This is a genomic window from Nocardia goodfellowii (assembly GCF_017875645.1).
GTDB lineage: Bacteria > Actinomycetota > Actinomycetes > Mycobacteriales > Mycobacteriaceae > Nocardia > Nocardia goodfellowii.
Genome location: NZ_JAGGMR010000001.1, coordinates 7,226,613 through 7,250,903, shown reverse-complemented (window position 1 = coordinate 7,250,903; position 24,291 = coordinate 7,226,613). Strand labels below are relative to the sequence as shown.

The 24,291-nt window shown below is 64.0% G+C and carries 20 protein-coding genes; 17 read left to right on the top strand and 3 right to left on the bottom strand.

All coding sequences use genetic code 11. From position 1 onward, the window contains the following. Positions 1 to 53 precede the first annotated feature (53 nt). The 4 genes from BJ987_RS33575 to BJ987_RS33560 are packed head-to-tail and all read left to right on the top strand — an operon-like array spanning position 54 to position 2,441. The gene (locus tag BJ987_RS33575) at positions 54 to 374 is read left to right on the top strand and encodes a type VII secretion target (protein WP_209897059.1); all 321 of its coding nucleotides are present in this window, start codon (positions 54 to 56) and stop codon (positions 372 to 374) included. Next, positions 371 to 1,093: a WXG100 family type VII secretion target gene (locus BJ987_RS33570; protein WP_209897058.1), complete on the top strand. Its 723-nt coding sequence runs from the start codon at positions 371 to 373 to the stop codon at positions 1,091 to 1,093. Before BJ987_RS33575 ends, BJ987_RS33570 begins: the two co-directional genes overlap by 4 nt. Continuing rightward, a complete protein-coding gene (locus tag BJ987_RS33565; RefSeq protein WP_209897057.1) occupies positions 1,093 to 1,566 on the top strand; it encodes a hypothetical protein in 474 nt (157 codons plus the stop codon). Before BJ987_RS33570 ends, BJ987_RS33565 begins: the two co-directional genes overlap by 1 nt. After that, entirely contained in the window at positions 1,563 to 2,441 is an 879-nt protein-coding gene (locus BJ987_RS33560; protein ID WP_209897056.1) for a hypothetical protein, read from the top strand. Before BJ987_RS33565 ends, BJ987_RS33560 begins: the two co-directional genes overlap by 4 nt. A gap of 38 nt (positions 2,442 to 2,479) precedes the next feature. On the opposite strand, the gene BJ987_RS33555 is transcribed toward BJ987_RS33560, so the two are convergent. Continuing rightward, positions 2,480 to 3,556 (bottom strand): alpha/beta hydrolase family protein, encoded by a 1,077-nt coding sequence (locus BJ987_RS33555; protein ID WP_209897055.1) that lies wholly within the window; start codon positions 3,554 to 3,556, stop codon positions 2,480 to 2,482. A 209-nt stretch (positions 3,557 to 3,765) separates the two neighbouring features. Here BJ987_RS33555 and BJ987_RS33550 point away from each other — a divergent pair, with 209 nt between their 5' ends. The 11 genes from BJ987_RS33550 (at position 3,766) to BJ987_RS33500 (ending at position 18,742) form a co-directional block, all read left to right on the top strand. Then, positions 3,766 to 4,332: a YbaB/EbfC family nucleoid-associated protein gene (locus BJ987_RS33550; protein ID WP_209897054.1), complete on the top strand. Its 567-nt coding sequence runs from the start codon at positions 3,766 to 3,768 to the stop codon at positions 4,330 to 4,332. Between the two features lie 9 nt (positions 4,333 to 4,341). Next, on the top strand, positions 4,342 to 4,668 hold the full coding sequence (locus tag BJ987_RS33545) for a type VII secretion target (RefSeq protein WP_209897053.1): 327 nt from the start codon (positions 4,342 to 4,344) through the stop codon (positions 4,666 to 4,668). Positions 4,669 to 4,679: 11 nt separating this feature from the next. Further along, on the top strand, positions 4,680 to 5,591 hold the full coding sequence (locus tag BJ987_RS33540) for a WXG100-like domain-containing protein (RefSeq protein WP_209897052.1): 912 nt from the start codon (positions 4,680 to 4,682) through the stop codon (positions 5,589 to 5,591). Positions 5,592 to 6,113: 522 nt separating this feature from the next. After that, positions 6,114 to 6,524: a potassium channel family protein gene (locus BJ987_RS33535; RefSeq protein WP_209897051.1), complete on the top strand. Its 411-nt coding sequence runs from the start codon at positions 6,114 to 6,116 to the stop codon at positions 6,522 to 6,524. 125 nt (positions 6,525 to 6,649) lie between these two features. Continuing rightward, complete coding sequence (locus BJ987_RS33530; RefSeq protein ID WP_209897050.1) at positions 6,650 to 6,895, top strand: hypothetical protein; 246 nt, start codon at positions 6,650 to 6,652, stop codon at positions 6,893 to 6,895. Positions 6,896 to 7,339: 444 nt separating this feature from the next. After that, positions 7,340 to 8,554 (top strand): TIGR02679 family protein, encoded by a 1,215-nt coding sequence (locus tag BJ987_RS33525; RefSeq protein WP_209897049.1) that lies wholly within the window; start codon positions 7,340 to 7,342, stop codon positions 8,552 to 8,554. Between the two features lie 56 nt (positions 8,555 to 8,610). Beyond that, the gene (locus tag BJ987_RS33520) at positions 8,611 to 10,122 is read left to right on the top strand and encodes a TIGR02677 family protein (RefSeq protein ID WP_209897048.1); all 1,512 of its coding nucleotides are present in this window, start codon (positions 8,611 to 8,613) and stop codon (positions 10,120 to 10,122) included. Then, entirely contained in the window at positions 10,119 to 11,375 is a 1,257-nt protein-coding gene (locus BJ987_RS33515; protein ID WP_209897047.1) for a TIGR02678 family protein, read from the top strand. Before BJ987_RS33520 ends, BJ987_RS33515 begins: the two co-directional genes overlap by 4 nt. Next, on the top strand, positions 11,372 to 15,337 hold the full coding sequence (locus BJ987_RS33510) for a TIGR02680 family protein (protein WP_209897046.1): 3,966 nt from the start codon (positions 11,372 to 11,374) through the stop codon (positions 15,335 to 15,337). Before BJ987_RS33515 ends, BJ987_RS33510 begins: the two co-directional genes overlap by 4 nt. A gap of 116 nt (positions 15,338 to 15,453) precedes the next feature. Continuing rightward, the gene (locus BJ987_RS33505) at positions 15,454 to 18,216 is read left to right on the top strand and encodes an AAA domain-containing protein (protein ID WP_209897045.1); all 2,763 of its coding nucleotides are present in this window, start codon (positions 15,454 to 15,456) and stop codon (positions 18,214 to 18,216) included. 61 nt (positions 18,217 to 18,277) lie between these two features. After that, positions 18,278 to 18,742: a hypothetical protein gene (locus BJ987_RS33500; protein ID WP_209897044.1), complete on the top strand. Its 465-nt coding sequence runs from the start codon at positions 18,278 to 18,280 to the stop codon at positions 18,740 to 18,742. 193 nt (positions 18,743 to 18,935) lie between these two features. Here the strand turns inward: BJ987_RS33500 and BJ987_RS33490 are convergent, their stop codons facing one another. Beyond that, complete coding sequence (locus BJ987_RS33490) at positions 18,936 to 20,894, bottom strand: DNA/RNA helicase domain-containing protein (RefSeq protein ID WP_307869835.1); 1,959 nt, start codon at positions 20,892 to 20,894, stop codon at positions 18,936 to 18,938. 628 nt (positions 20,895 to 21,522) lie between these two features. On the opposite strand from BJ987_RS33490, the gene BJ987_RS33485 reads away from it, so the two are divergent. After that, positions 21,523 to 22,071 (top strand): RNA polymerase sigma factor, encoded by a 549-nt coding sequence (locus tag BJ987_RS33485; protein WP_209897042.1) that lies wholly within the window; start codon positions 21,523 to 21,525, stop codon positions 22,069 to 22,071. Between the two features lie 1,189 nt (positions 22,072 to 23,260). Beyond that, positions 23,261 to 24,016 (top strand): DJ-1/PfpI family protein, encoded by a 756-nt coding sequence (locus BJ987_RS33480; protein WP_209897041.1) that lies wholly within the window; start codon positions 23,261 to 23,263, stop codon positions 24,014 to 24,016. 4 nt (positions 24,017 to 24,020) lie between these two features. Here BJ987_RS33480 and BJ987_RS33475 read toward each other — a convergent pair whose 3' ends face one another. Beyond that, positions 24,021 to 24,278 carry a hypothetical protein gene (locus BJ987_RS33475; protein WP_209897040.1) on the bottom strand — a complete coding sequence of 86 codons (258 nt, stop codon included), beginning with the start codon at positions 24,276 to 24,278 and terminating at the stop codon, positions 24,021 to 24,023. Positions 24,279 to 24,291: the final 13 nt, after the last annotated feature.

Genomic DNA, 24,291 nt, shown 5'->3' with positions numbered 1-24,291 from the left:
CGTGCAGCGAGAGTGTCTCGGGCAGTGCACAGCGAAGGGAGCGGAGGGCCCACATGGCGGAAGAGTTGAAGGTGACACCGGAAGAGGTGGACAAGTTCGCTACATCGATGCGAGAGCTGTCAACCCAAGCTGGTTCCGCCAAAGACTATGCGACCAAGTGGTTCGCGTTCGACGACAACGACGGGCGGATCTATATGGGAGTCAAGGACAAGCTCGATGCGATTCGCCAGAACCTGGAAGCCAATTACGAGAAGTTGAAGACCCTCAGTGAGAATTCGGCTACCGAGTTGGGCAAGACCGCCGAGATGTATCGGACGACCGATTTCGAAACGGCAAAGCACATGGACACCAAATACACTCAGGCGATCAAGTGACCAAGCCATCCGAATCGCTGCAAGAGCCGCAAGCCGAAGACCCATTGGCCAGCTGGATCCCTTTCTTTGTAGGCGGGAACTTCATATCGCCCGCGTACTACATCAACGCAGGGATCAAATCCCTCACCGGGGTCGATGCCTTCGGCTGGGCTTCCCAGCAGGTGGCCGGGGATTGGGAAGCGGTGAAGAAGGCAGCGGAAGCCGCAGGTAAACTCGCTGACTTCAACACCGCATACAGCGCCACGATCACGAATGACTGGCAGGGCATGCTGGAGCAATCCTGGCGCGGCAACGCGGCCGAGCAGGCCGATGCCTTTTTCAAGAGTCTTTCGGGTGCGGTCAAGTGGCAGGTGAGTGCGCTCGACGAGATCGAGCGGACCTTGAACAACATCAGTAATTCGATGGTGAACCTGGCCCGCGTGCTCGGCGATATTCTGCAGACGCTCGTCGACATGGTTATTCTCTGGCTGGCGCAGATCGCGGCGGCGAATATTGCCGCGTCCTCCCTCGTCGCTTCTGGTGCCGCTCCGGCCATGTACGCCCTCGCTGCTGCGCAAGCGGTCGCGATCTTCATGAAGTTCGAGGTGGCGGTCGGCAAGGTCGCGATGGTTTTCCAGGCCGTGGTCGGGCTCGGCGCGGCCGCGCTGCAGCTGTCGAGCGGGGACTTGGGGGAGTTTCCGACGCTGGGCGATAAGAACTACGACCATCCGGGAGCATGATGTCGAACCAACCAGAGGTCGTCTTCGATGTGGCAGGAGGCGATCTCGGAGTATCTCGGGGCCTGCGCAGGTCCCTGGAGATCCTCAAATCTGCCACGCCGGATCCGGAAGTGCGCAGGCGGCTGGAAGATGTCCTGGCGGGGCGAGCAAGTATGCGAGAGTTCGGATTGTCCGATGCCTTCGCGAAATTGCTCGACGGGGTCCCGAAGCACGCCTTCGAACAGGCCGCATCGATGTCGGAGGAGGAGCGCAGTCGCTTAGCTGCGCAAGGAGAAGCGGAACTCGAGCGGCTCCGAAATCTGGATTCGGAAGCGGCCTCATCGGTGCGGTCCGATCCGCCCCCGCCAGCCGATGTCGGACTCACCGTGCAGGGCACCCGGAAGCCGAATCGTGATCTGATAGTGACACCTGACGAGCCGGATGACGACGATCTGTATTTCCAGGAACGGCGGAGCCGGGGTTGGCTCGAATGATCGGGTATCGGACTTCATCCGAATTGCCGCTGCCGGCGGAATGGGACCGAAAGGCGTTCTACGCATATAGGTATGCACTGGTCACGCTGTGCGGTTTTCTGGTGCTGCTGCTGGTACTTGCGGGCTCATTGTTCGGCATCCTGTTCGATGACGAACGTCCCCCACTCGTCGTTACTGTGGGCTTCCTCCCGGTTCTCACCGCGATGACGCTCGGTTACCTGGTCAACGGCTGGTCACTGTGGCCACGAACCGCCGTCGCCGCCGCCCGCCTCGATGGCTCTGCGGTGCAGCTTCCGATTCGTCAGCAGTCGAGACTTGGTTTGATTGCCGCTGTTGCTGGTGGTCTCTACTGCCTCGCGCTCGGTGTGTTCGTGCTGATCGCCATGGTCAGAGCGAACCCTCAAACCGGCTTCCTGATCTTCGTGGTTCTCGCGGGCGTCGGCGCGCTGGCGATCTACCTTGCCTATATCAGTCACGAGCCAGGGGTAGCCGCAAATAACACCGGCATCTTCCTCACCCCGGATCGCATCATCACCGAGTTCGGTTCCGGACCGATAACTGTTGCGTGGCAAGATATCGCGGCTATCCGTGCCGGCAGTCACAAGCGGGCCGGTGGGATCGTCTGGACGCCCCGCGTCAACACCATCGCTGTTCTCCTCGGTGCCGGCAACACCACGACCACCGAGGATCCGCGTTTTCAGGGATCGGGCTATCTCGCCTATGAACTCACCCATAAACAACTCGCGACCGATCCCACCCGCGTCTTTCACCTTCTCCGCTTCTACTTGCGTAATCCTGCGTTGCGGTACGAACTCGGCACCCAGGCGGGCGTGGAACGGTTCCGCTGCGGTGGATACGACTCAACCCCGGAGTAGCGCCGCACGTCCGCCCCATGGTGGTTCGTGCAGCGAGGTCAGGCGATCCGGATTTCCGGGTCGGCGGCGGCGTCCAAAATCGGCGTGGGCACACCGCTCAGGTGGTGATCGAGGAAGGCGGACACGTACTTGCGGGTCAGCTCGATCGCGCGGGCGCCGTGCAACGTGTTGCCTGGCAACTCGACGCCCAGGTGGTCAGCGATCGGGGCGTAATCGGTGAACGATCCGTGCGTCGCGCCGTCGACGATCAGCCACCGCTTCCAGCCGTTGAACGCCTCGTAGACCGCAGCCCACCGCGAGCCGTACGCACCGCTCGGAGCGTGGTGGGGCGCACCCATCATGAGAAACGGAAGGTTCACCGCCCGACCGTAGGGGAGTGCCGGGAAGCCGCCGTCCAGATTGAACCCGGCGCGGATGCGGACGTCTTCCGCGAGTGCGTACGGCGCGGTGAATCCGCCGGCGGAATGGCCGCCCATGGCGATGCGGGACCGGTCGACGGGCAGGCGGGGGATCAGCTGGTCCAGCACGAACGACACGTCCTGCGCACGGTTCGCAGAGAACTTCGCCGCATCCGGACGCCCTTGGCAGGCAAGACATTCGGTGATGCGTCCGTCCGGAAAGGTGATCGCCGCCGCCTCATGGGTGTGATCGATGCCCAGGACGAGATAGCCGCGACTGGCCAGCTCCTCGGCGAGAGCGGTGAGAGAAAATCGCGGCATGCTGAAGCCGGGGGAGAGCACGACAGTGGGCAGCGGGATGCCCAGCTGGGGTGCGTCGACGTAAGCATGGGTCGCCACCTCGCTCAGCGCCTCGGGCGCGAGGCCGTCGACTTTCTGCGAAGCGAGGATCAGGGCGGACTCCTGCGGGGTCGCATACGGGTCCTGCTTGCCGACCGGCGCGAGGGCCGGGTACCAGGCGGAGACCATCAGCTCGCGGTTGCGTTCGGGGACCCACAGGTCCGGGCGGTCGTCGATCAGGTGGAACTCTCGGATGCCGACGGCGAACGGGCCGGTGGGGGCGGGCAGCGGGTGCCGGGTGGCGGCGGAGGCCGGGCCGGCGGCGGCGAGTGCGGTAATGAGAATCGCTGCGGCAGCGAGAAATCGGAGGAGTCGCATGTAGTCGAGTCTGTGCGATCTTGATGGGTGGCGCATCCAGGAGTCCCCTGAGCCGGTTGGGCAGGGGGAATTCGATGGAACCGATGGGATCTCCGGCGCGTCTGAACCAGAAGACGAAACCGAAGGATCGCTCTGGGATTTGCGCGATGTGGGTTTCGTTGACAGGGTTCGGTCGGACCAGAAGGTTGCTTTGGGAGTGGGAGGTATCGATGGTCGGCTTCGATCCGAGCCGTGCCGCGGAGGATTTGGCGCAGTTCGCCGCAAACCTCGAGCAGAAGGCCAAGCGGTACGAAGAACTGCAGGGGCGGATGGCCACAGTGTCAGCTTCCGCGTCCAGCGCTGGCGGGCGAGTTGGCGTCACGGTGGACAGCACCGGCGTGCCGACGGCGATCGACCTGGGGTCGGGAGTGCGGGGCATGGACCCCGCCGCGCTGTCGTCGGAAATCCTGTCGTGTATGCGCAAGGCGCAAATCAAGCTCCGAAGCGAGGTTGCCGATGTCGTGCACGCCACCGTCGGCAATGACTCGGCAGGAGAGTCGATCATTGCGATTCTCGACGACCGATTCCCGGACGTGGAGCCGGACGCCGCCACTGAGCACGTCCATCCGCAGCCCACGTACACCCCGCCGTCGGTCAGTGCCGCGTCCACGCAGGCGCCATGGGAATCGTCTGCACCGCAAACGTTCAGCCGGAAGCCGGATCGGGACCGGATCGTCACGCCCGACGAGCCGGATGAGGATGACGAGTACTTCAACAAGAAGTCATGGCTGGAGTGAGACAGATAGATGTGGAACAGCGATGACGTCGTAGTCAATCCAGAGAAGGTGCGCACGCACGCCGGCGCGGTCGAGTCGACGCTCGAAAACGTCAGTAAAGCCAAGGAAGCTGCGGACTATCTGGCCGAGTTGGATGACGGCTACGGGTGGTTCGTCGGTGGGTTCGCGGACCTGACGGTCAGCTCGCTGCACAACCGGATAACCGACAGTCTGCAGAAGATCGTCGAAACGACTGAGGCATTGCCGAAAACGCTACGGCATTGCGCGGATACCTTCGAAAACCTCGACGCTGCCCGCAAGGCGGCGATCGAGAGTCAGCAAAACCAGATCAAATAGGGGAGGGGACTATGCCGTTCAACGATACCGCGGCCCCGGAGAGTAATGACCTGATCGACGAGAATGTCGATCACAACAAGGCCTACGGCTACGACGACAAGGCTCTGCTCCCCAGGATCAACAGTGACGGTGCCGAGCCAGGTCTCCTCAAAGCGACGCCACTGGGCGACGCATGGGAAGGGATCGGTCTGCTCAAAGAAGCTGCGAATGGCGAGGATCCGGTCAGGAACCTGTACGGAGCGGCCCTGAAAGCCTCTGGCGTCGCCGTCGCTGTGACAGACGTGCTGGAGTATCGGCAGCGCATGGCTATGGGGGTCCCCCTGGCGAAGTTCGACCCCTTCAATATTGTAGGTTCCCTGCTGATGGGCTGGATGCTGGATAACGTCGAACCGTTGCGTAAAGCGCTCGACTCGGTAACCGGTAACCCGGACATGGTCAAAGCCTATTCCAAGTCCTGGGAAAGTATCTCTGAGACGCTGACCAAGGCAGCCGAGACTTGGAACACGGAACTCGAGAAGGATGTCAGCGAATGGGCTGGCGCGGCGGGGTCGGCCTACAAGACCAAGGCTGACGCTTTTATGGCGGACATCGAAGCTCAGTCCTCGCTGGCCAGCTCACTCGCCAAAGTAAATGCTGCGCTCGGGGATATGGTCGAGGGCGTTCGTGGGGTGGTGGTCGAACTCCTGAACTGGCTGGCCGGCGTGCTGGTCGAGGCCGCTGCCATCATCATCGCCACTGGGGGGACGGCTTCCCCCGCAGTTGTCGCCCGTGCCGTATTCAGTATCTCGGGCGCGGGCACGAAGCTATCGGCAATCTTGGCCGCGGCGGCGAAAGAGGCTTCGACCATGGTCGGGTTGGTGCCGAAAGTCATTCAGGCTGTGCAGGGTGCGTCCGAGGCCGGGATCAGGTCTGCGAGCGCTTGACGTGCCGGTCGATCGGGGAGATTGATACCACTATTTGCCGCCTTTGTCGTCGCGGCGAGAGTGGGGCCTCGCGAGGTGATTTCGGGAGTGCGCGGGACTCGCGATGTTCACGCCCGCCCAGGTATGCGGTAGCGCCGTTCGTGATGGGGCTGGTCATCCTCCCGATGCCGTTGAGCTTGATCTGGGAGACCGTGACTGGTGAGGCACCGGTATGGGCGGGTCTCCCGGGTCTTCTTGGCATCGCTCGACGATGACTGGACCGCAGGGCTCGCGGTTCTTTCTATTCTCGCTGCCCGGCTTGTGCGCTCTCTTCGCAACCCGTTGCTCCGGGCCGAACTGGGTAGTCAGGACGGGGTAGATCGATTCATACGCGGTGGCTTTTCGGAGGCTGACTTGCCCGATGGGACCATGCACGGCAGGTAATTACCTATACAGCAACAGTATGGTCCCCACTCGTGACCGGTCGCTCGCGAATATGCTCAACTGATCGCTCATGGTGCTCGCGCAGTGCACCATGTAGCGATGAAATTGTTGAAGCATGTCCTGCTGACGGCCACCAACTCACCCAAAGCATTGCTGGGCACCTATCTGACCCTGATCTTCGTCAGCGCCCTGCTGTTCTGGTCGTTCGAGGAAAACAAATCCTTTGGCGACGCGATCTGGTGGGCGGTGGTCACCGCGTCGACCGTCGGCTACGGCGACCTGTATCCCAATTCCGCGGCGGGCAGGTTCTTGGCAGGCGGTCTCATCTCGATCATGGTGCTGCTTGTCATCCCGCTGATCACCGCCCACTTCGCGAGCAAACTCATCGTGGACAACGATGCGTTCAAACACGAGGAGCAGGAGGAGATCAAGTCGCAGCTGCGGGAGATCCGCGCGATATTGGAGGAGCGGTCCTCGACAGCGGAAGGGCATGGCGCAAAGTCCGAGTGAGATCGGATGTTACGCAGCCTCCTCGGCGCGAGGACAGGTTGGCATTCCCGCACCCCAGGGTGGGTGGTAAGGCATCCGGACCAACGACATCATCGAAGACAGCCCCTCGAAATGTCAGGAGACCCATGTCTGTCACCGCAATCCGTATTCTCGCCGGAGCATTTGCCGCCGCAACTGCCCTCACCATCGCACTGCCGGCGGCCACCGCCGCCCCGGCCCTCACCGGAACCCAATCGCAAAGCTGCCTCGCCCTCCGCCTTGCCCTCGACCGCGCCGAACGCGAACTGAGCCAGTCCAACACGAGCCAGCACTCCGGCCTCGAAACTCGCATCCGCAGACTGGAACGTCAACTGCTCGCCGCGAACTGCTGAATCCTTTCACCGAGCCAGACCCTCTAGTCTGCGTACCGGCAACCAGGCCGGTACATGATCAAGCCGCACTGCAGAGCGCGCTGAGTGACCCGTCGGACTTGAAATGAGGACCGGGGAACGCACTTTTGCCAGTGCGTCCGTGCCCCGGCACCTCGTCAGAGGATTCGTCGGATTCGTCGGACTCGGCGCGTTGATCGCGTCGTTCGCGCTGACGCCCGTGAGGGGACCGGTGAGCCTGCTGTGGCACCGCTCGGGCTCGTCGCGGTGCGCGGGTGCCCTGCCTGCTGGGCGATCGGTCTCGTTCAGACGATCTCGCGCGGACGGTTGCGTCGAGCGTGCAACGACGGGCATTGCACGCTGACTCGCGGGCGAGATCCTGTGCGGTAGTCGGAGGCTGGATGATTTGCTGACCCCGCGCTGCTGACCCTGCGCGAGAATAGCGCGATGGATTCCTCGATGCGCCGGACAGTCCACCAGCTGTCCCCTCATCTGGCGCCATTGTGGGAGGTGCTGCACCGGCGGTTGTCCACGGGGCGTCCGGTGCAGCGGGTGAAGGTCGGCCCCCTGGACCTCCGTCAGCAGGAGGCGCTCGCAGATCTGTTCGGGTTGCCTCGATTACCCGGGGAGTATCGGAACGTCGGACTGGCGGAACTGGACACCGTGCTGCGCGCAGCGACCGGATCGGATTCGCGTGCTGTCGTGACAAAGCTCATCGGGCCGATCGGAGACCTGGCGGCCGAACGTCAGTGGGCCGAGCGCGAACGAAATCAATTGTGGGAGTGGCTCTCCGATCATGAAGTTGTACGCTCGCAGCCGGCTTTGCGGGATTGGGCGGAGGCCATGCGGCGCACCGGTTTGATCGGAGGATCCGCTGAGCGGACCAGAGTCGAACTAGCGCGTGCGCTGTCGGTGCTGCGGGTATTGCCCAGTGCAGGAACACCTTTGCCAATCTTCGCGGAGAACCTATTGGCCGACCCGCACGACCTGGACGATGGCACCCGCCTGCACTCCATGGTGGTTCGCGCGTTGACTGCTCTGTTCGATTGCCCGGCCCCGCGGGATGCGACCGAGTTACGAGCCTTGTGGGAGCGCGCCGGCGTCGCCGACGATGAATTGTCCTCGACGGTGCTGGTCGCCGGACGGCCGACAGGTGCCGGCTCGGTGGCTGGCCAGCTGCTCGGATTGTGTGCCGACGCTGGGATCGCCGGGGTCCTGACTTTGCAACAATTGCGTGCTGCAGGCCGGGTGGAGGTCGCCGCGGACGTCGTCTGGGTGGTCGAGAATCCGAGCGTCCTAGCCATGGCACTCAAGCGATTCGGTGCTCGTTGTCCGCCGCTGGTGTGCATATCCGGGTGGCCGAGTAGTGCGGGCGTGCGGCTGCTCGAAATGCTCACGCAGGCCGGCGCCGAGCTGCGCTATCACGGCGATTTCGATGGTGAAGGATTGCGGATCGCGGCGAACGTGGTGGCCCGCCTCGGCGCGTCACCGTGGCGGATGAGCAGCGCGGACTATCTGCAGGCGGCCGGTGGGGGCCCGCCGGTCGGCCGGGTGACCGCGGTGCCGTGGGATGACGACCTGGCAGGGCACATGCAACGCCACGGCCGAGCGGTGCCAGAAGAACGTGTCGTCGAGTTCCTGCTCGCCGATATCGCACCGTAGCTGTCGGTTGCGCCGGATATCGTGGCAGCCGAGACATCGATCGAGAGAGCGCCGCTATGGATCCGATCCGCGTCCCGCCCGAGATGTTCCGCTTCACCAGCGGCGACCGGGCCGGTCTGTACGTGTCGATCCTGCACGCCTTCGGTGAGGCGAACGAACGATTGGAGACCGCGCTCGGCATCGACGAGGTGCGGGCTCGGCTGCGGACTGTCGGCTGGCTGGAGTCCGTCGAGGATGAGGAGCTGGGTAAGGCGCTGGACCAGTTGCGAAGCTGGAACCTGGTTGACGTCATCCAGAATCACTCTGAAAACTACCGCACCGCAACCGAATACGAACGTCGCAATCTGCAGTACTCGTTGACCAGGCAGGGCGAGGCCGCGTTTGCGGGTGTGCTGCATGCGATAACGGTGCTCGCGTCCTCCGGCGCGCTACAAACCGCCGTGCTCGACGCGATCGGAGACAAGCTCGGCACCCTGCTGCAGGAGTTGGAATCCGGTACGAATCGCCGCATATTCACCGTACTGATGGAGCTCGAAGGCCACCTGGAGGCGTTGCGTACCAACACCAAACAGTTCAACGGCGAACTGCAGCGGTTGATGCGGGCCGAGGGCGTCGATCGCGGGGTGTTCCATGAGGTCAAGGCAGCGACAGTGGCCTATCTCGAGGAATTCCTCACCAATATCGAACTTCGCGGGCATGTTATCGCCGCTCGGGTGCAAGCGGTCGAGGACCACGGTGTAGCCCGCCTGCACCAGCGTGCTCTGCAAGGCGCCGAGCTCCCGAAGTTGACCGGCGTGGATCCCGGCCTGGCGTGGTTGGGTCTTCGGCGGGCGCGCTGGGATGGGCTGCGGGCGTGGTTCCTTCCCCGGGACGGCACCGCCCCGCGCATCGACCAGCTGCGGCAGGTCGGGCGGAAGGCGATCGTCACCCTGCTACAGGTGCTTGATCGAATCACCGAGTCGCGCAGGCGTTCCAGTAGCGCGGTTGCCGACTTCCGGGAGCTGGCCCGCTGGTTTTCGGTGCTGCCGGAACAGCGCGATCTGCATCGGCTGTGGTCCACCGCCTTCGGCCTGAGTTCAGCGCGGCATGCGCATCTGGCCCATCCCGATCCGGAGTCGGTGAGCTGGACCGCCCGGTGGGGAGAAGCGCCCGCGGTGGAGGTTTCGCCGCTGCTGCGTGCCGCTGGACGCACCGCACGGATCGGCCGGACCGGCGCGATACCGGATGTCGCGGCAATCAAACGGGAGCGTGCGGCACGAGCGGCGGTCGAACGGGCCGAACTGCAGGCGGCCTGGGACATGCTGGACACTGCGGGCGCTGTGCGTCTTTCGGTCTTCGGCGATCTCGACCACGGCGTCTTCGAGCGGTTGCTGGAGTTGCTCGGTCGAGCACTGGGCAACGCGCCGGACTCGACCGGCACCCGGCGTGGGACCACCACCGACGGCCGGATCGAGATCCTGCTCCGCCCCGCCGCGAGCGGGATCTGCGAACTGAAGACGCCGCTCGGGCTGTTCCGCGGACCGGACTACATCGTGGAGATCAGCGCACCGGGTAGGAGTGGCGTGTGAGTGAGCTCGCTAATCAGCTGGTGATCGCCGAGCGAGAAGAGATCACCCGCGGCGTACGGCATCTGCTGGCCGACCCGCTCGTCACCGAACGCACCGCACCGGAGATCTTCGACATCATCCGCCGCCGGCGGGACCCGATCGTGAGATGGTTCGATTACTACTGCGGATGGGTGTTGACCGTCGAGCCGCGCCTGGGCTACGCACGCCTGGCGAAGGTGCGGCCGGTGCTCGATCCGACCCGCCCTGCGCGCCGAATTCGCTCCACCCGTGCAGAATTCGATCGCCGACGCTACGTGCTGCTCTGCGTGGTTGCCGCCGAACTTCTCGCGGCGCCGGTGACCACGATCGGGCTGCTCGCCGCCAAGATCCGCGCGGCCACCGCAGAAGATCCGATGCTGACGAACTTCGATAGCAGCAGCCGCTCCGAACGCATGGCCTTCGTGGACGTCGTGCGGCTCCTGGAGTCCTTCGGAGTGCTCGACGCCGTCGACGGCTTGGCCGAGGCATACGTCGAATCCGATACGGCCAAGGTGCTTTTCCGGGTCGACACGACCTTGCTGCTGCGCCTGCTGGCTACACCGGTGGGGCCATCCCAGCTCGGTGTACCCGCGGCGGAGGTGCCGCTGCGGTTCGACGGAGTGCTGAGCGAGCTCACGCGGGAGCGCCGGTACGGGCTGGCGAGTTCGTTGTCGGGCAAGCATGCCGACAGCAGCGCGGTGTCCGAAGTGCAACGGAATCTCTGGTTGCGGCACAGTGTCTTTCGGCGCCTGGTCGACGACCCGGTGGTGTATTTCGAGGATCTCAGCGCGGACGAACACGCCTATATCGCCTCGCCCACCGGCCGGCGACTGCTCCGCAACGCCGCGGAGCAAGGGGGGTTCGTGCTCGAGGAGCGGGCGGAGGGCGTGCTGTTCGTCGATCCGGACGCGATCGCGACCGACAACAAGTTCCCCGACGATGCGGCCACCGCCAAGGTGGCGGCACTGCTCATGCTGGACACGATGCCCGGGCCGACCACCGTCGAGCAACTGGCGCGGCCAGCCGCAGAAATCCTGGAACGCTTTCCACGCTGGGCGCGCACCTATCGCGGAGACAACGGCGCGCAGGAGTTGGCTTCGGACGCGGTGGCCACGCTGGTCGCGTTCGGACTGGTCCGCACGACATCGGCTGGACTGGTGATCCCGCGGCCGGCGGCGTGGCGGTATCGCGTCGGTGAAATCCGCGCGTCTGTCGAAGGCGAGGAAGCACAATGACCATTGCCGAGCCGCGGTGGGTGCCCACCCGCGCGGGCATCCTCAACGTCTGGCGCTACTACGACGAGGTCTTCGAGTTCCACGAGGGCAGGTTGCTGCTGCGCGGCCCGAACGGCAGCGGCAAATCCAAAGCGCTGGAGTTGTTGCTGCCGTTCCTTTTTGATGCCAGCCTGCGCGCCAACCGACTGTCGACCTTCGGCACCGGCGAGCGCAGCATGCACTGGAACATGATGGGGGAGGGCACAACCGGAGCGACGCGCGTCGGATACGTGTGGCTGGAGTTCCGGCTGGCGGATCGGTGGTTCACCTGCGGTGCGCGTCTGCAGGCCACCAGCCGCACCACCACCGTGCAGGCGGACTACTTCACCACCGAGTTGCGGATCGGTGCTCTGGAATTGACCGATGCCGGACGCCCGCTGACCCGGGCCGCGCTCGCGGACCGGATCGGCGCCCACGGCAAGGTGTGCGAGAGCGCGTCCGAGTATCGCGACCGGGTGCGTTCGACGTTGTTTCCGAACCTGACCGAGCAGCGCTACGACGCGTTGATCACCGCGCTGCTGCAGTTGCGCACGCCCAAGCTGTCGCAGCGACTGGATCCGGCGCTGCTGTCGACGTTGCTTTCGCGGGCGTTGCCGCCGCTCGGGCAGACCGAAATCGCCGATCTGGCAGAAGGGTTCGAGCGACTCGATGCACAACGCGAGCGCCTGGTTCGGTTGGACGCGGAGGTCAAGGCGACCGGCACACTCGCCCGGCAGCAACGCACCTACGCCCAGCGGGTACTGCGCGCCGGGGCGGCCGCACTGCTGACGGTCACCTCGGAACTGGACAAACTGTCCACCGCCGCAAAGCAATCCGCTGACGATCTCGGGCAGACCGGGTCGCGGAAGGCCGAGGCCGAGCAGTTGCTGGCCGCGCAGAATTCGGACCTGTCGAGTGCGCGATCCAGGCGCGACGGGTTGATGAAATCCGAAGCCTACAAACAAGGTTTGCGGCTCGACGAACTCCGTAAACAGACCCGCGGCGCGCACCGGCGGGCGCTCGACTCCGAGGCTGCCGCGCAGCGTGAAAGGGGCAGAGCCGCCACCGACTCCGCCCAGCACGCCGCCGCCCTCGAAGATGAGCGGGAGTACGAAGGCCATGCCATCGCCTGTGGTGTGGATGTCCAGCAAAGTGCGCATCGAGTGGGTATGGCTGCCGTCTACGGCGAACTCGCCGGCGACCCGGAATCCGACGGCGCGCGTGCCCTGCTGCGCGGTGCAGTCCGGGGCAGGCGAGACCAGTTGACGGCCATGGCTTCGGCTTTCGACCGGCACGAGCGCGCCGTGGACGCCCGCACCGAGGCAGAACATGAACTCGACTCCGCAAGAACAGCTTTCATCGAGGCCAACGACGCCAATCGAAAAGCAGTGCAGCAACGCGAGGATGAACTCGAGGCGTTGCGTGATCGACTGCGGGAGTGGGCCGTCGGCTGTCGCGCGCTCTCGTTCCCGGATCCGGCGGCAGTTGCCGAACTGGCCAGCCGCGGACCCGCCCTGATCGACATGGTGAGTACGGCGGTCACGGCCGCTTCCGAGACTGTCAGTGTACGAATCGCACTGTGTCAGCAGCGGATCGGTGCTGCCGAAGGGGCTCGTGATGAACTGGTCGCCGACCGGGCCCGGCTGGAATCCGAGCAGGATATTCCGCCGGCGGCCCCGATTTGGCGGACCGCGGACCGCTCCCGAAGAGCAGGCGCTCCACTGTGGCGTCTCGTCGACTTCGCCGCGGACCTGCCCGCCGCCGCGGCGATCGAGGCGGCGCTGGAGTCGGCCGGGCTGTTGGATGCCTGGGTCGGTCCACGCGGCGATATCGAAGGACACGACCTCTTCGCAGACCACACCACGCTGGCGCCCGTATACGGGCGATCGTTGGCCGAAGTGCTTGTCCCCGTTCCGGACACCGGGGTGGATACCGACGCCGTGCACCGCTTGCTCAGCACAATCGCCTTCGGCGAGAAGCTGCCTGCCGATTCAGTTGTCGCTGTCAGCGCCGATGGCTCATGGCGCGTAGGCAATCTCACCGGTAGCTGGTCCAAAAGACAGGCTGCCTACATCGGCGCAGCCACCCGGGAGCGGGCGCGTCAGCATCGGATCCGCGAACTCGGCGCAGCGATCACGGTCCACGAGCAGACCTTGGCAACGCTGCGGGACGAGCACCAGCAGTTGACGATGCAGCGGGAACTCATCGGCCTGGAGCGCGCCGCGCTGCCAGCCCGCGATCTGCTCATCGCAGCCGAAAACGAGGTCACTCGAACGGAATTCGCTGTCCGCAGTGCAGACGGTCAGGTGCGCGCGCGGGTGGCCGGTCTGGCCGCCAAGGAAGCCGAGGTCAAACAAGCACTACACGCGCTGTCCGTGCTGGCGGCCGAAACCGCGCTGCCCACCGAGCGCGGCGCGCTCACCGCGCTCGGCAATGCCATAGACGATTTCGCCGGCCAATCCGAAACTTGGCTCGACGCCCACCGCGCCCTTGCCGCTGCTCGTCGCATCACCGCCGACCGCGCCGGCCGCGCCGAAGAATCCGCGGCAGCCGCCGTTGCCGCCGCCGAGGCCGCCACCACCGCCGCGGACGAACACCGCGCGCTCGCCACCGAACTCGAAGCCATCGAAGGTTCCGTCGGCCGCGACTACCGCGAGGTGCTCGCCGAAATCGACCAGCTCCGAACCAGAATCGACCAACTCACCGACAGCATCGAGGCCAACCGCGCCACCATCATTCAACTCGCTGGCGAACTCGGCAGCCTGAAAACCAAGCATTACGCCGACATCGACGCCCGCGACCGAGCCGCCACGAACCGCGACCACCTCACAGCCCGCTTCCGGCATGTGGCCAGCGGCACCTTCCCCGCCGACAGCGCGATCCCCGACCTGGAAACGTTTCGCGAAACCCTGTCCGGTTCGGAAGGCGTCCGCGCGGCCCGCAACGCCGCCCGCCTGATCGCCGCGGCCTGGCCGACCATCCCGCACGAACCCGCGCACCTGGGCGAGGCCCTGCGCAGGCTGACCGACTCCGTCCACGAATGCCGCACCGCGCTGTCCAGCCGCGCCGACCTCGACCTCGAAACCGACAACGACATCCAGGTTTTCACCGCCGTCGTCGATGGCATCCGCGTCGGCTGCGCCGAACTCCTCAAAATCCTGACCGCCGAAGCCGACCAGTCCAAAAACGAAATCACCGAACGGGAACGCGAACTATTCGACCAAACCCTCACCGGCGACACCCGCCGCCACCTCGCCGCCCGCATCCGCCAAGCCAACGACCTCGTCGACGGTATGAACGCCCGCCTGGAACGGGTCCGCACCGCGTCCAACGTTGCCGTCCAACTGGTTTGGCAAGTACGCCAAGACCTCCCACCCGGCACCAAGGCCGCCCGTGACCTGTTGTTGAAGGACCCGATCCGGCTCAGCGACGCCGACCGCGACTCCCTGCACCGGTTCCTGCGCGACCGCATCGAGGAAGCGAAAGCAGATGACACGGCGGCGAGTTGGGAACAACAACTGGCCCAGGTCTTCGACTACACGGCATGGCACCGGTTCGTCGTCAAGATCGATCGGGGCAACGGCGAGGGCTACAAGGAGCTGACCAAGAAGCTGCACGGCGCGCTCTCAGGCGGCGAGAAGGCAATCGCCCTGCACCTTCCTCTGTTCGCCGCTGTAGCCGCGCACTACCAGGCGGCACCGTCCGCGCCTCGGGCCATCCTGCTCGACGAGGTCTTCGTCGGTGTGGACACGGTGAACCGCGGCCAGATTTTCGCGCTGCTGTCAGCTTTGGACCTGGACCTCATGCTCACCTCCGACCATGAATGGTGCACGTACGCGGAGTTGAGTGGGATCGGGATACATCAGATCCTGACGGGGGATGGGGATGATGCGGTGACGACGGCGCGGTTTACTTGGGATGGGCGTGAGTTGCTGCCGGGGTGAGGCGAAAGGGATGAACCGTGCTGCCACGCCGCGCCCGGGTCGACGCCCCAGTGCCGCAAAGGAACTGAGTGGAAACGGTAGAATTTCTACTCCAGCAGCGGCAGCGAGGGGGCGCGATGCTTGATCCGCGGAAAACGGCGATTGTCATTCATCGGGAGAGGGTCCCCGAGGACAAGACCCTGGAGATCTCCGTATTCGACCCGCGTCCGGATCGGGCGTTTGTGCGGTTCGGTGGGTCCAAGACTTACCCCTTCGGCTGGGATCGAGTGGTGATCCTCGACCGGCCGACGCCGGTCTCCCTGGGACCGCACACACGATTGTTCGCCGACGGGTCCGCGGTAGATGCGACCGAGGCGTACCTGTTCACCGGCCCACCGCAGGCTGGATCGTGGTGGCATGTGCTGAAAAGTGCTGGTGGATGGCAGGTCTACCGTGCCGATCAGGTCGAGGTGCTGCCGAATGGCGCCGCGACCCCCCGCGCCCAGGATGTGCTGGCGTACTGGCGCGGTGTTGCGGCGCAACTGTCCGATGTGCTGCTCCGAAACCACAAGTGCCTGGAGTTCGTGCATTCCGAGAGTGCACTGGCCCGCATCCTCGAGCAAGCACCGATCGAACCGCGACCGGCTGATCAGATACCGCTGCCGCTCTACCCGTTCCGTACCAATATCAGCCAGAGTGCGGCGGTTCTCAACGCGCTGCGCTATCCGATCTCGGTGATCGACGGCCCGCCGGGAACGGGGAAGACGCAGACGATCCTCAATATCATCGCCTCGATAGTCTGCCGCCCCGGTGCGACGGTGGGCGTGGTGTCGTTCAGCAACTCGGCAGTGGACAACGTTTTCGAGAAGCTGACCAAGGAAGGCTTCGGGATCGTGGCCGCCAATCTCGGGCGCTCCGCCAAGCGGGACGAGTTCTTCAACGGTCAAGGCCCGCGTAACGCGGCAGTCGATGCGATGCTGCGCGCGGGATTCGCACCTGCCGCGGACGCCGCCGCCCAACTGGACAAGGTGAACAGCCGTCTCGCCACGCTGCTGGAACACGATCGCCTGCGGGCCGAACTGCGACATCAGCTGCACGCATTCCAGCTGGAAAAAAGGCATTTCCAGTCGTTCTTCGACCGCCACGAAGTCCCGGACGCCGCAGATTTGCCGCTGCTGCGCCGCTACAGTGCCGGCAAGCTGCTCGATTTCATCCGCGACACCGATCCGCAATGGATCCGCGACACCGGCTGGGGCCGGATCGTCGGCGCGATGAATCGCTACTTCAAATACCGGGCGCTCCGCATGGTCGATGCCGGCGACGTCGATGTCGTGCTGCGGATCGAGCGCCTGTACTACGAGAAGAAAATCGCCGAACTCGAGCGACGAGACCAGCAGCTCACAAAAATGCTGGAGGGTAAGAAGTTCGACGAACTGTTGGCCGAACAGGCGAACCTGTCACGGATATTGCTGCAGGAGGCGTTGTGCACTCGATACGGCTCGGTCTCGCGCAAAGTCTACGACTGGCGGTACGTCAAGCAGTTCAGTGAGTTCGCCGGCGACTACCCACTGATCCTGAGCACCTGTCATTCGCTCCAGAAAAGCATCGGTCCCTCGGCTCTGCTGGATTACTTGATCATCGACGAAGCCTCGCAGGTGGATCTGGTGACCGTAGGTCCGGCATTGGCCTGTGCCCGCAATCTGATTGTGGTCGGCGACCTCGAGCAGCTCCCGCCGGTCACGAATGACCGCGTCGATCCGCCGCCCCCACCCGATCCGGGTTTCGACTACCGGCACAGCGTTCTGTCCTCGATCATCGACCTGTACCGCGATCAGGCACCCCGCAGGATGTTGCGTGAACACTATCGGTGCGATCCCGACATCATCGGGTTTTGCAACCGAACATTCTACGGCGGCAAGCTGATTCCCTATACCCGTAGTACACCGGGCTCCATCCCGATGGCAGTGGTCCGGACCCAACCTGGCAACCATATGCGCCACATCTACGGTGACGACGACCCGAGGTCGAACGGGCGCAGCAACCAGCGCGAGATTGACATCATCCTGCACGAGGTCCTCCCGTGGATCGCCGATATCCCGTCGCACCAAATTGGGGTGACCACGCCGTACCGCCGTCAGGCCGACAAGGCGACCGAGGCCCTGATCGAAGCCATCGAATCCGACACCGTGCACAAATTCCAGGGCAGGGAGAAGCACGCGGTTGTCATGACCACGGTCTTGGACGACTCACCGAGTAGTCAGCGGGCCTTGCAGTTTGCCGACGACCCGAACCTGATCAATGTGGCCGTATCCCGGGCGATGCGCATGTTCGTTCTGGTCACCCATCACTCCGAGTTACCGATGAGCCGGTACCTGCGCGACCTGATCGGCTACATCCGATACCGCGACCCGAACCACGCGGTCATCGACAGCGACATCGTGTCGATCTTCGACCTGCTGTACACCGAGCTGAATCAGCGTCGGCGTGCACACCCTCGGATCCGCTGGGGCCGCACGGACGTGCCCTCGGAAGACATCGCCTTGGCCATGCTGGAGGGGGTGATCGCTGAACCTCTGTTCAGTCATCTGGCGGTACACCGGCAGGTCTATTTGCATCATGTGTTCCCGCCCGAATTGGACCTGCTCGACGAGCGGCAGCGCGCGTTCGTCCGAGACCGATCCTCGTTCGACTTCGTTCTCTTCAACCGGATCACCAACGCGAACGTCGGCGCCATCGAAGTCGACGGCTTCAGTGCACACGAGGCCGTCCCGGAGCAGCGCGCCCGAGACGAGCTGAAGAACGAGATCTGTCGGCGTTACAACTTCCAGCTACTGCGGCTGCCGACCACCGGAAGCGGCGAGGCGGCACAGGTCCGCCGGTTCCTCGGCCGGCTGCCGTGACGGGAAGTTCCGGAAACCGATCCGATTGTGACGCGTGCCCCGAAGCGCGATCATGGACAGCATGGGCTCCGTCGCAGCGATTCTCGTAGGCGCCGTCTTGATCTGCGCCGTCATGGGCAGCGTGGGCTCCCTCGGAGCGATACTGATGGGGATTGTCTTGACCTGCGCCGTTATCGCCCTTCGGGTGCGATCTGCGGGCAAGCGTACGGCGCGATTGGCTGCCCAATGGGAAAGCCTTCTGCACCAGCGGGCGACCAGTGGCGGCCATCTGATCCAAGTCATCCGGGTCTACCAGCAGGCGCGACGCGGCTCGAAGGCCGAAATTCGTTGGCACGAAACCGGACTGGTCCAGGACGCCTGGTTTTGGAACTGGCACATACCCCCGGGGGCTTACCTGCTGGTCACCGCTCAGAGCGGCTATGGGCCGCATAACCACAACCCGAACGTCTTGTACGTCCATCTGGAGCAGGTGCACGCCTGGGTGCCCGGGGCGGCGGCACTAGCGGCTCAGCGAATGCGCACTTGAGCGGTGAAGGCGTCCCGCTCGGCAGGGGAGAAGGTCAGGGCTGGGGCGGTGGGGTTTTTGTACGCCGAGGTGATCCTCGACGACACCCACGGAACCGAACGCGATGAGAGGATCTACGCCGGGTCGATGGATCCCGGACCGCTCGACTTAAATCAGGAACTTCGGTCGCTTGTAGGAAGATCTTCGTTCGGGCTCAGTCAGCCTTCGGTCGCCACGCGATGTCGACTCCCGGCTGAGCGTCGAAGGTAGCCGGGCCGATCGAACCGAGCGGGCCCGCCAACTGCGAAATGAACTTTCTCGTAGCCGGGTCGACTGCATAAATGACCACGCCCAACATTCCTCGAGTCAATAGAACGTGGTAAATGTTGCGCACGACCCGTTCTATCTGCGCGTCGGAATATGGCTCTTTCTTCGTTCCTCGGAGTGCCGGATCTTGATTGAATTCCCTGCGCACCGCTAGATAGCGGCCGTCGAATACAATGTCTTCTCCTAGAATTACTCCGGCCCAGTCATACTCGAGTCCCTGCGCCGTATAGATGCATCCGATTTGGCCGAAGCCACGAGGATCGGTTGCCCACAGTGCGGAAGGTGGTGCTTCGCCACCCACTTTGGGGTCTTTCTTGTTCCACGGCATCGACCAGTCATCGATCTTCACGTCGTGTACGAGCGTACCGTCGGGTCGGGTTCCGCTCCATGGCCAGCAGTACCCCGCCGCTATTCGCGCTGTGTACCCGCGGCGATTCTTTTCGCGAAGGAAAGTTTCCATCTCCTGTGGTGAGCTCGCAACCCGTACGTCGAAGTCGTCTCCCTGCCACAGAGCCGGTGGACCGCTTCGTAAGCCGACCAACCGCAACACCCAGTCCTGGTACGCCGCGCTTCCTCTGCTGCGGAACTGTTTGTCGAGCTCGATGTGCTGTACCGAGTATCCCTTCCGGGCCGCCTGGGCCATGATCGTTGCCAGCGTCCCCACCTCGTCAGGGCGGATGACTTGGTGCTCATCGAGGAAGAACACCGGGACCCGCGCTGCAGACATCAATTCGTCCAGCTGTGGACGATCGGTCCGGAGTTCCTTCTTTTGCCGACGATAGGTCGACGTCTTCCGGACCCGGTGCGCCTCATCGCAAAGCAGTACGTCCACCGAGTTCGGTTTAGCCCCAGAGAAATCCCGGTAGTATGTAAATAAATTCTTGAGCCCAGGTTTCACCTTGCTGGCGAATCTTCGCATGGTCTCGGTGATGGTAATGGATCCGCTCGAGAAACGAACCCTGTACTCTTCGTGGAGGTCCATGACCAACGAGGCGGCGATCAAGCTTTTTCCGGTGCCGGGGCCGCCCGTGACGATGATCACCTTCTTTTGGTCTTCCTCGAATGCTAATTTGACCTGGTTGACGACATGTTCGTAGGCGAGTAGTTGATTGCCGATCAGCGAGTAATGAGATTCTCCGCGAAGTCCCGCGGTTACGATCTGTGTGAGTTGTTGCCTCGGTTGAATTGGGCTATCCTGCAACCGTTTTCCTGCTGGGGCACCCGATTCGGTGGAGAGTTTTCCGCGCAGGTACTCTTTGAGTGCCTCACGCTCCTCGCCGGTGAACAACCGGCCCAGGTCATCTGGAGCTGCGGTACGCAACTTGCGAACGGAAGCTTCGGTAGCGTTGTGCAGATAGGCTATCCCATACAACGTGGCCGGCGGTGTCCGCAGGACCTCCACGTATTGCAGTAGGTAGGTGCAGTAGCCGCGTACCTGGGCGACTGGATGGACTTTGATCCCGTGCGTTTTGGGCCCCTGGACCAGATGATCGGTGTCCCACACCGGCACCGCTTCGTCCCACTGTTTCAGCTCGACCACCAGATAGCTGTCGGCACCGGTTTCTGGATGTATCCCCGCGAGTACGACATCGGCGCGCGCGTCGGTTTCCGGCATCGGATACTCGATCAGCATTTCGACTTGGCCGAGATTCGCCTCGACCAAGAGCTTCGCGAGAATCGGCAGGCTCACGTCCCACGACTTCCGTTCCGATGGGCCGGCCCCTTGCCCTCTTGCGGCAACGATGATCGCGGACAGCCGATCCTCGAGGGGAACCTTCCGTAGCTCTTCCTCTGACGGAAAGCGGGCGATGGCGTCGGCGGTCGAGCGGTACGGTCGAAGTGTCACAGGTAGCCCCCAAGCGTGAAACCTATTGCGAGAAAGGAAAATCCGCGTGCAATACTGGGACTCTCGGTTGGCAATCTACCGCGTCGACGGTGATTGCCCGGAACCGCCCCATCGGTGCGGGAATGTCCAAGATAGACATCACCGTCCTGCGACCTAGCCGTCGTCGTGCAGTCGGGACAGCTACCGCGGCCAGCTGGTCGCTCGCTGCCCAGTCCGTTAGTAGCGTTTCCGCAGGTACTGGTCATTTGGAGAACGTCCAGCATAGGGCAGCACCCCTTCGGCCGCAGGAAGATAAGGATCGCGAGTCGCGCGAATGGTATGTGAGCGCAGAGGCGGCAAGGAGTGTGAGTCCCTTCTACTCGACCAAGCGCTCCTAGCGCATGGTGTGGGGATCGGAGGTACGGGTGGGAACCTCAACACGATGGCCTGGGCCGAAAGGTGGCCCGTGGTAGAGAACAACTACTGATCGATCTGAATCCTTTCACCCGGTCACCACCTCTTATGTACGTACCGGCAACCACGCCGGTACGTGAACAGGAGGTTCCCATGGTTATCGCTGCGATCATCGTCGGTGCTGTACTTGTGTGTACGTGCAGCGTCGTCGCTTTCCGCCGGTGGAGTGGTCGTCGTGGCTGAGTTGAGCTGGCCGGATGAGGATCTGGTGGCAGCGGCCCGCGCGGGCAACGTGGAGTCGGTCGCCGCCCTGGTCTCAGGGTCCCATCCGCACGTCCGGCGGTTCGCGTACTCGCTGTGCGCGACGCCCGAAGACGCCGAGGACGCGGCGCAGGAGGCGTTGATCATCCTGTATCGCAAAGTCGGCACACTCCGTGCCTCCGGTGCTCTGCTGTCGTGGATGTTCCGGATCGTCCGCAACGAATGTCTGCGCCAACTGCGGTTGCGGGCACGGCATTTCGAGCCGGTGACCGACACGGACGCCCCCTCCGCAGAAGACGATGTGCTCCGTCGAATCGAGGCCGAACGGGTCGCCGCGGCCATCGCGGCACTGCCGGCCGATCAGCGGCAGGTGCTGATGATGCGCGATATCCAGGGCTATAGCGGGCGAATGGTCGCCGAGCTGCTCGGCCTGAGCGCCGCGGCGATGAAATCGCGGCTACACAGAGCCCGGACCGCGCTGCACCATTCACTGCACGACTCGTACTGGGACGAGAAATGTTGACGCGGGACGAAACCTTCGCCAGCACCTCAGTCCCTCGCCACCTCGCGAGAGGAGTCCTCGGCTTCGGTGCCCTCATCGCAGCATTCGCTCTGCTGCCTGTGACCGGACCACTTAGCTTCCTACTGGCACCGGTCGGGTTCGTGGCACTTCGCGGCTGCCCGACCTGCTGGGCGATCGGTCTCGCGCAGACGCTTTCGCGCGGACGGCTGCGCAGGGAGTGTGCGGAGGGCCGTTGCACATTGGCTGTCGCGAAGGACTGAACAGGTCGATATCGGAGATCCCCGCAGCCTCCTGCGATCTGGCGGGAGCCGCCGTCGCACAAGCTGCATCGGCAGATTCACAGCTACATGCCGCAGGCGAGCACGTCTACTGTCCAGGGGCAGGCGTGCTGGGTGGGCTGACAGGCCATGTGTTCTACGGCGCTGCGACGGTCGACTCCTTTCGAGTTCGGGGATACGCCTGCGAAGGCATATGCGCTGCCGCCGCAGTGCGGTGAAAATTCAGTGGCAGGTCCAGCTCGGAACGATCTACAGTTTCTCGAGCACGGCAAATCGAGGGTGTGCGGGCCGGAGTCGATCGGTTATCCACTCGCAATGGACAGATGCGGGTTCGAGTCCCGCCAGCAGCGAAGGCTGATGTAGCTCAACCGGCAGAGCGGTACAGACGGTCGACATCACCATGCCCGCCCGCCTTCGGCTTGCCAGGACGAGAAGAACGGGCCGGAGAGTGCAAGCGCCGCTCGAACATCGACACGTCTTGCCGAGGGCGGCCAGAACTGTCAAGAGCCGACGCGATGCAAGCAGAAGGACGCTGGCGGTTGCTTGAAATAGACGCTGGTGGTGACGTTTCCGGTGCGACGCGCGGTGGAGCAAAGATCGATGTCGGTTTTGTCTGCCCGTTCACAGCGCGAGCACGGCTTCGCGGCCGAGGCGGCGAGACCTGGCGACCGCGCGAGAGCCAGTGGCCCGCAACTATATCCGCCTTACACGGTCCATTCTCGCGACAGCTCAGCGTATGTGGGGGCGGCTCGGCGGGTGCCGGAGACCACTGATCAGCCGATGGATCGGGTGCCGACGATTGTGGACTGGGGAGTTCGGACGCGCCCTCTCGGAATCTCTCATCGACACTTGGGGTATCGCCGGGTAAGTATCACGCTCGGTTCGACGATCACTGGAAGAGGCAGTGCACGATGGCATTTCAGATAGCTATTGTTCTGTATCCGGGGTTGACCGCGCTGGATGCGATCGGGCCCTACGAGGTGTTGCGTGGGCTGCCGGAGGGGGAGATCAGGTTCGTGTCGAATGAGGTCGGGCCGATCGTGGCCGACAGTGGGGTGCTGGTGCTCGGGGCGACGCATACCTTCGCGGAGACGCCCGCGCCGGATTTGGTGCTGGTGCCGGGGTCGGAGGCGTCGACGCCGCGGGCGATGGCCGATAAGGAGTTGATCGAGTGGTTGCGGCGGGTGCATCCGCGGACGCAGTGGACGACGTCGGTGTGCAGTGGGGCGCTGGTGCTGGCGGCGGCGGATATCTTGCGAGGGCATCCGGCTACGACGCACTGGTCCGCGCAGTCGGCGCTGGCGCCGTTCGGGGCCGAGTCGCGGCCGCATGATCGGATTGTGCGCAGCGGGAAGATCGTCACTGCGGCAGGGGTTTCCGCGGGGATCGACCTCGGGCTGTGGTTGGTGGGGGAGATTGCCGGGGTGGAGACGGCGCAGATGGTGCAGCTGGGGATCGAGTACGATCCGCGGCCGCCGTTCGATAGTGGGCATCCGGACAAGGCGCCCGCGGAGGTGCTGCGCAAGACTCGGCTGGAGATGACGAAACGTGCTGTGACACCACGGGTTCCGGTGGATGTTGCTACGGCGCTGTGGCGGTACACGCTGAACCGGGTCCGGGACCGCGCGGCGAAGCGGTCGGGTGCTGCCGCGCGGTTGTTCGGATAGCCGCTCAGCTGGTTTCGCAGCCGATCCCGTTGCCGTCGCGATCGAGGTCGTACTCGTCGGGGCCGATGACCTGGACGCGGCCGGTGTAGGCCGGGCCGTTTCCGCTGCCGCCCTTGCAGTCGACGTCGCTGGTGATCGGTACGCAGGGAGTGTAGGAGGCGTGGCAGTTGGATTGCGGTTGAGCGCTCGTTTGAGCGGGGATCGACAGCATCAGTCCTGCGGCGACGAGGGCGGATGCCCCCAGGGTTGCGGCGAAACGCATTGGGCTCCAATCG

What these genes read in the sequence shown, in the direction of transcription:
- BJ987_RS33500 (WP_209897044.1), top strand. Translation starts at nt 18,278, where the DNA reads ATGGGCTCCGTCGCAGCGATTCTCGTAGGCGCCGTCTTGATCTGCGCC.
- BJ987_RS33565 (WP_209897057.1), top strand. Translation starts at nt 1,093, where the DNA reads ATGTCGAACCAACCAGAGGTCGTCTTCGATGTGGCAGGAGGCGATCTC.
- BJ987_RS33545 (WP_209897053.1), top strand. Translation starts at nt 4,342, where the DNA reads ATGTGGAACAGCGATGACGTCGTAGTCAATCCAGAGAAGGTGCGCACG.
- BJ987_RS33510 (WP_209897046.1), top strand. Translation starts at nt 11,372, where the DNA reads ATGACCATTGCCGAGCCGCGGTGGGTGCCCACCCGCGCGGGCATCCTC.
- BJ987_RS33530 (WP_209897050.1), top strand. Translation starts at nt 6,650, where the DNA reads ATGTCTGTCACCGCAATCCGTATTCTCGCCGGAGCATTTGCCGCCGCA.
- BJ987_RS33575 (WP_209897059.1), top strand. Translation starts at nt 54, where the DNA reads ATGGCGGAAGAGTTGAAGGTGACACCGGAAGAGGTGGACAAGTTCGCT.
- BJ987_RS33560 (WP_209897056.1), top strand. Translation starts at nt 1,563, where the DNA reads ATGATCGGGTATCGGACTTCATCCGAATTGCCGCTGCCGGCGGAATGG.
- BJ987_RS33550 (WP_209897054.1), top strand. Translation starts at nt 3,766, where the DNA reads ATGGTCGGCTTCGATCCGAGCCGTGCCGCGGAGGATTTGGCGCAGTTC.
- BJ987_RS33525 (WP_209897049.1), top strand. Translation starts at nt 7,340, where the DNA reads ATGGATTCCTCGATGCGCCGGACAGTCCACCAGCTGTCCCCTCATCTG.
- BJ987_RS33555 (WP_209897055.1), bottom strand. Translation starts at nt 3,556, where the DNA reads ATGCGACTCCTCCGATTTCTCGCTGCCGCAGCGATTCTCATTACCGCA.
- BJ987_RS33505 (WP_209897045.1), top strand. Translation starts at nt 15,454, where the DNA reads ATGCTTGATCCGCGGAAAACGGCGATTGTCATTCATCGGGAGAGGGTC.
- BJ987_RS33540 (WP_209897052.1), top strand. Translation starts at nt 4,680, where the DNA reads ATGCCGTTCAACGATACCGCGGCCCCGGAGAGTAATGACCTGATCGAC.
- BJ987_RS33535 (WP_209897051.1), top strand. Translation starts at nt 6,114, where the DNA reads ATGAAATTGTTGAAGCATGTCCTGCTGACGGCCACCAACTCACCCAAA.
- BJ987_RS33520 (WP_209897048.1), top strand. Translation starts at nt 8,611, where the DNA reads ATGGATCCGATCCGCGTCCCGCCCGAGATGTTCCGCTTCACCAGCGGC.
- BJ987_RS33480 (WP_209897041.1), top strand. Translation starts at nt 23,261, where the DNA reads ATGGCATTTCAGATAGCTATTGTTCTGTATCCGGGGTTGACCGCGCTG.
- BJ987_RS33475 (WP_209897040.1), bottom strand. Translation starts at nt 24,278, where the DNA reads ATGCGTTTCGCCGCAACCCTGGGGGCATCCGCCCTCGTCGCCGCAGGA.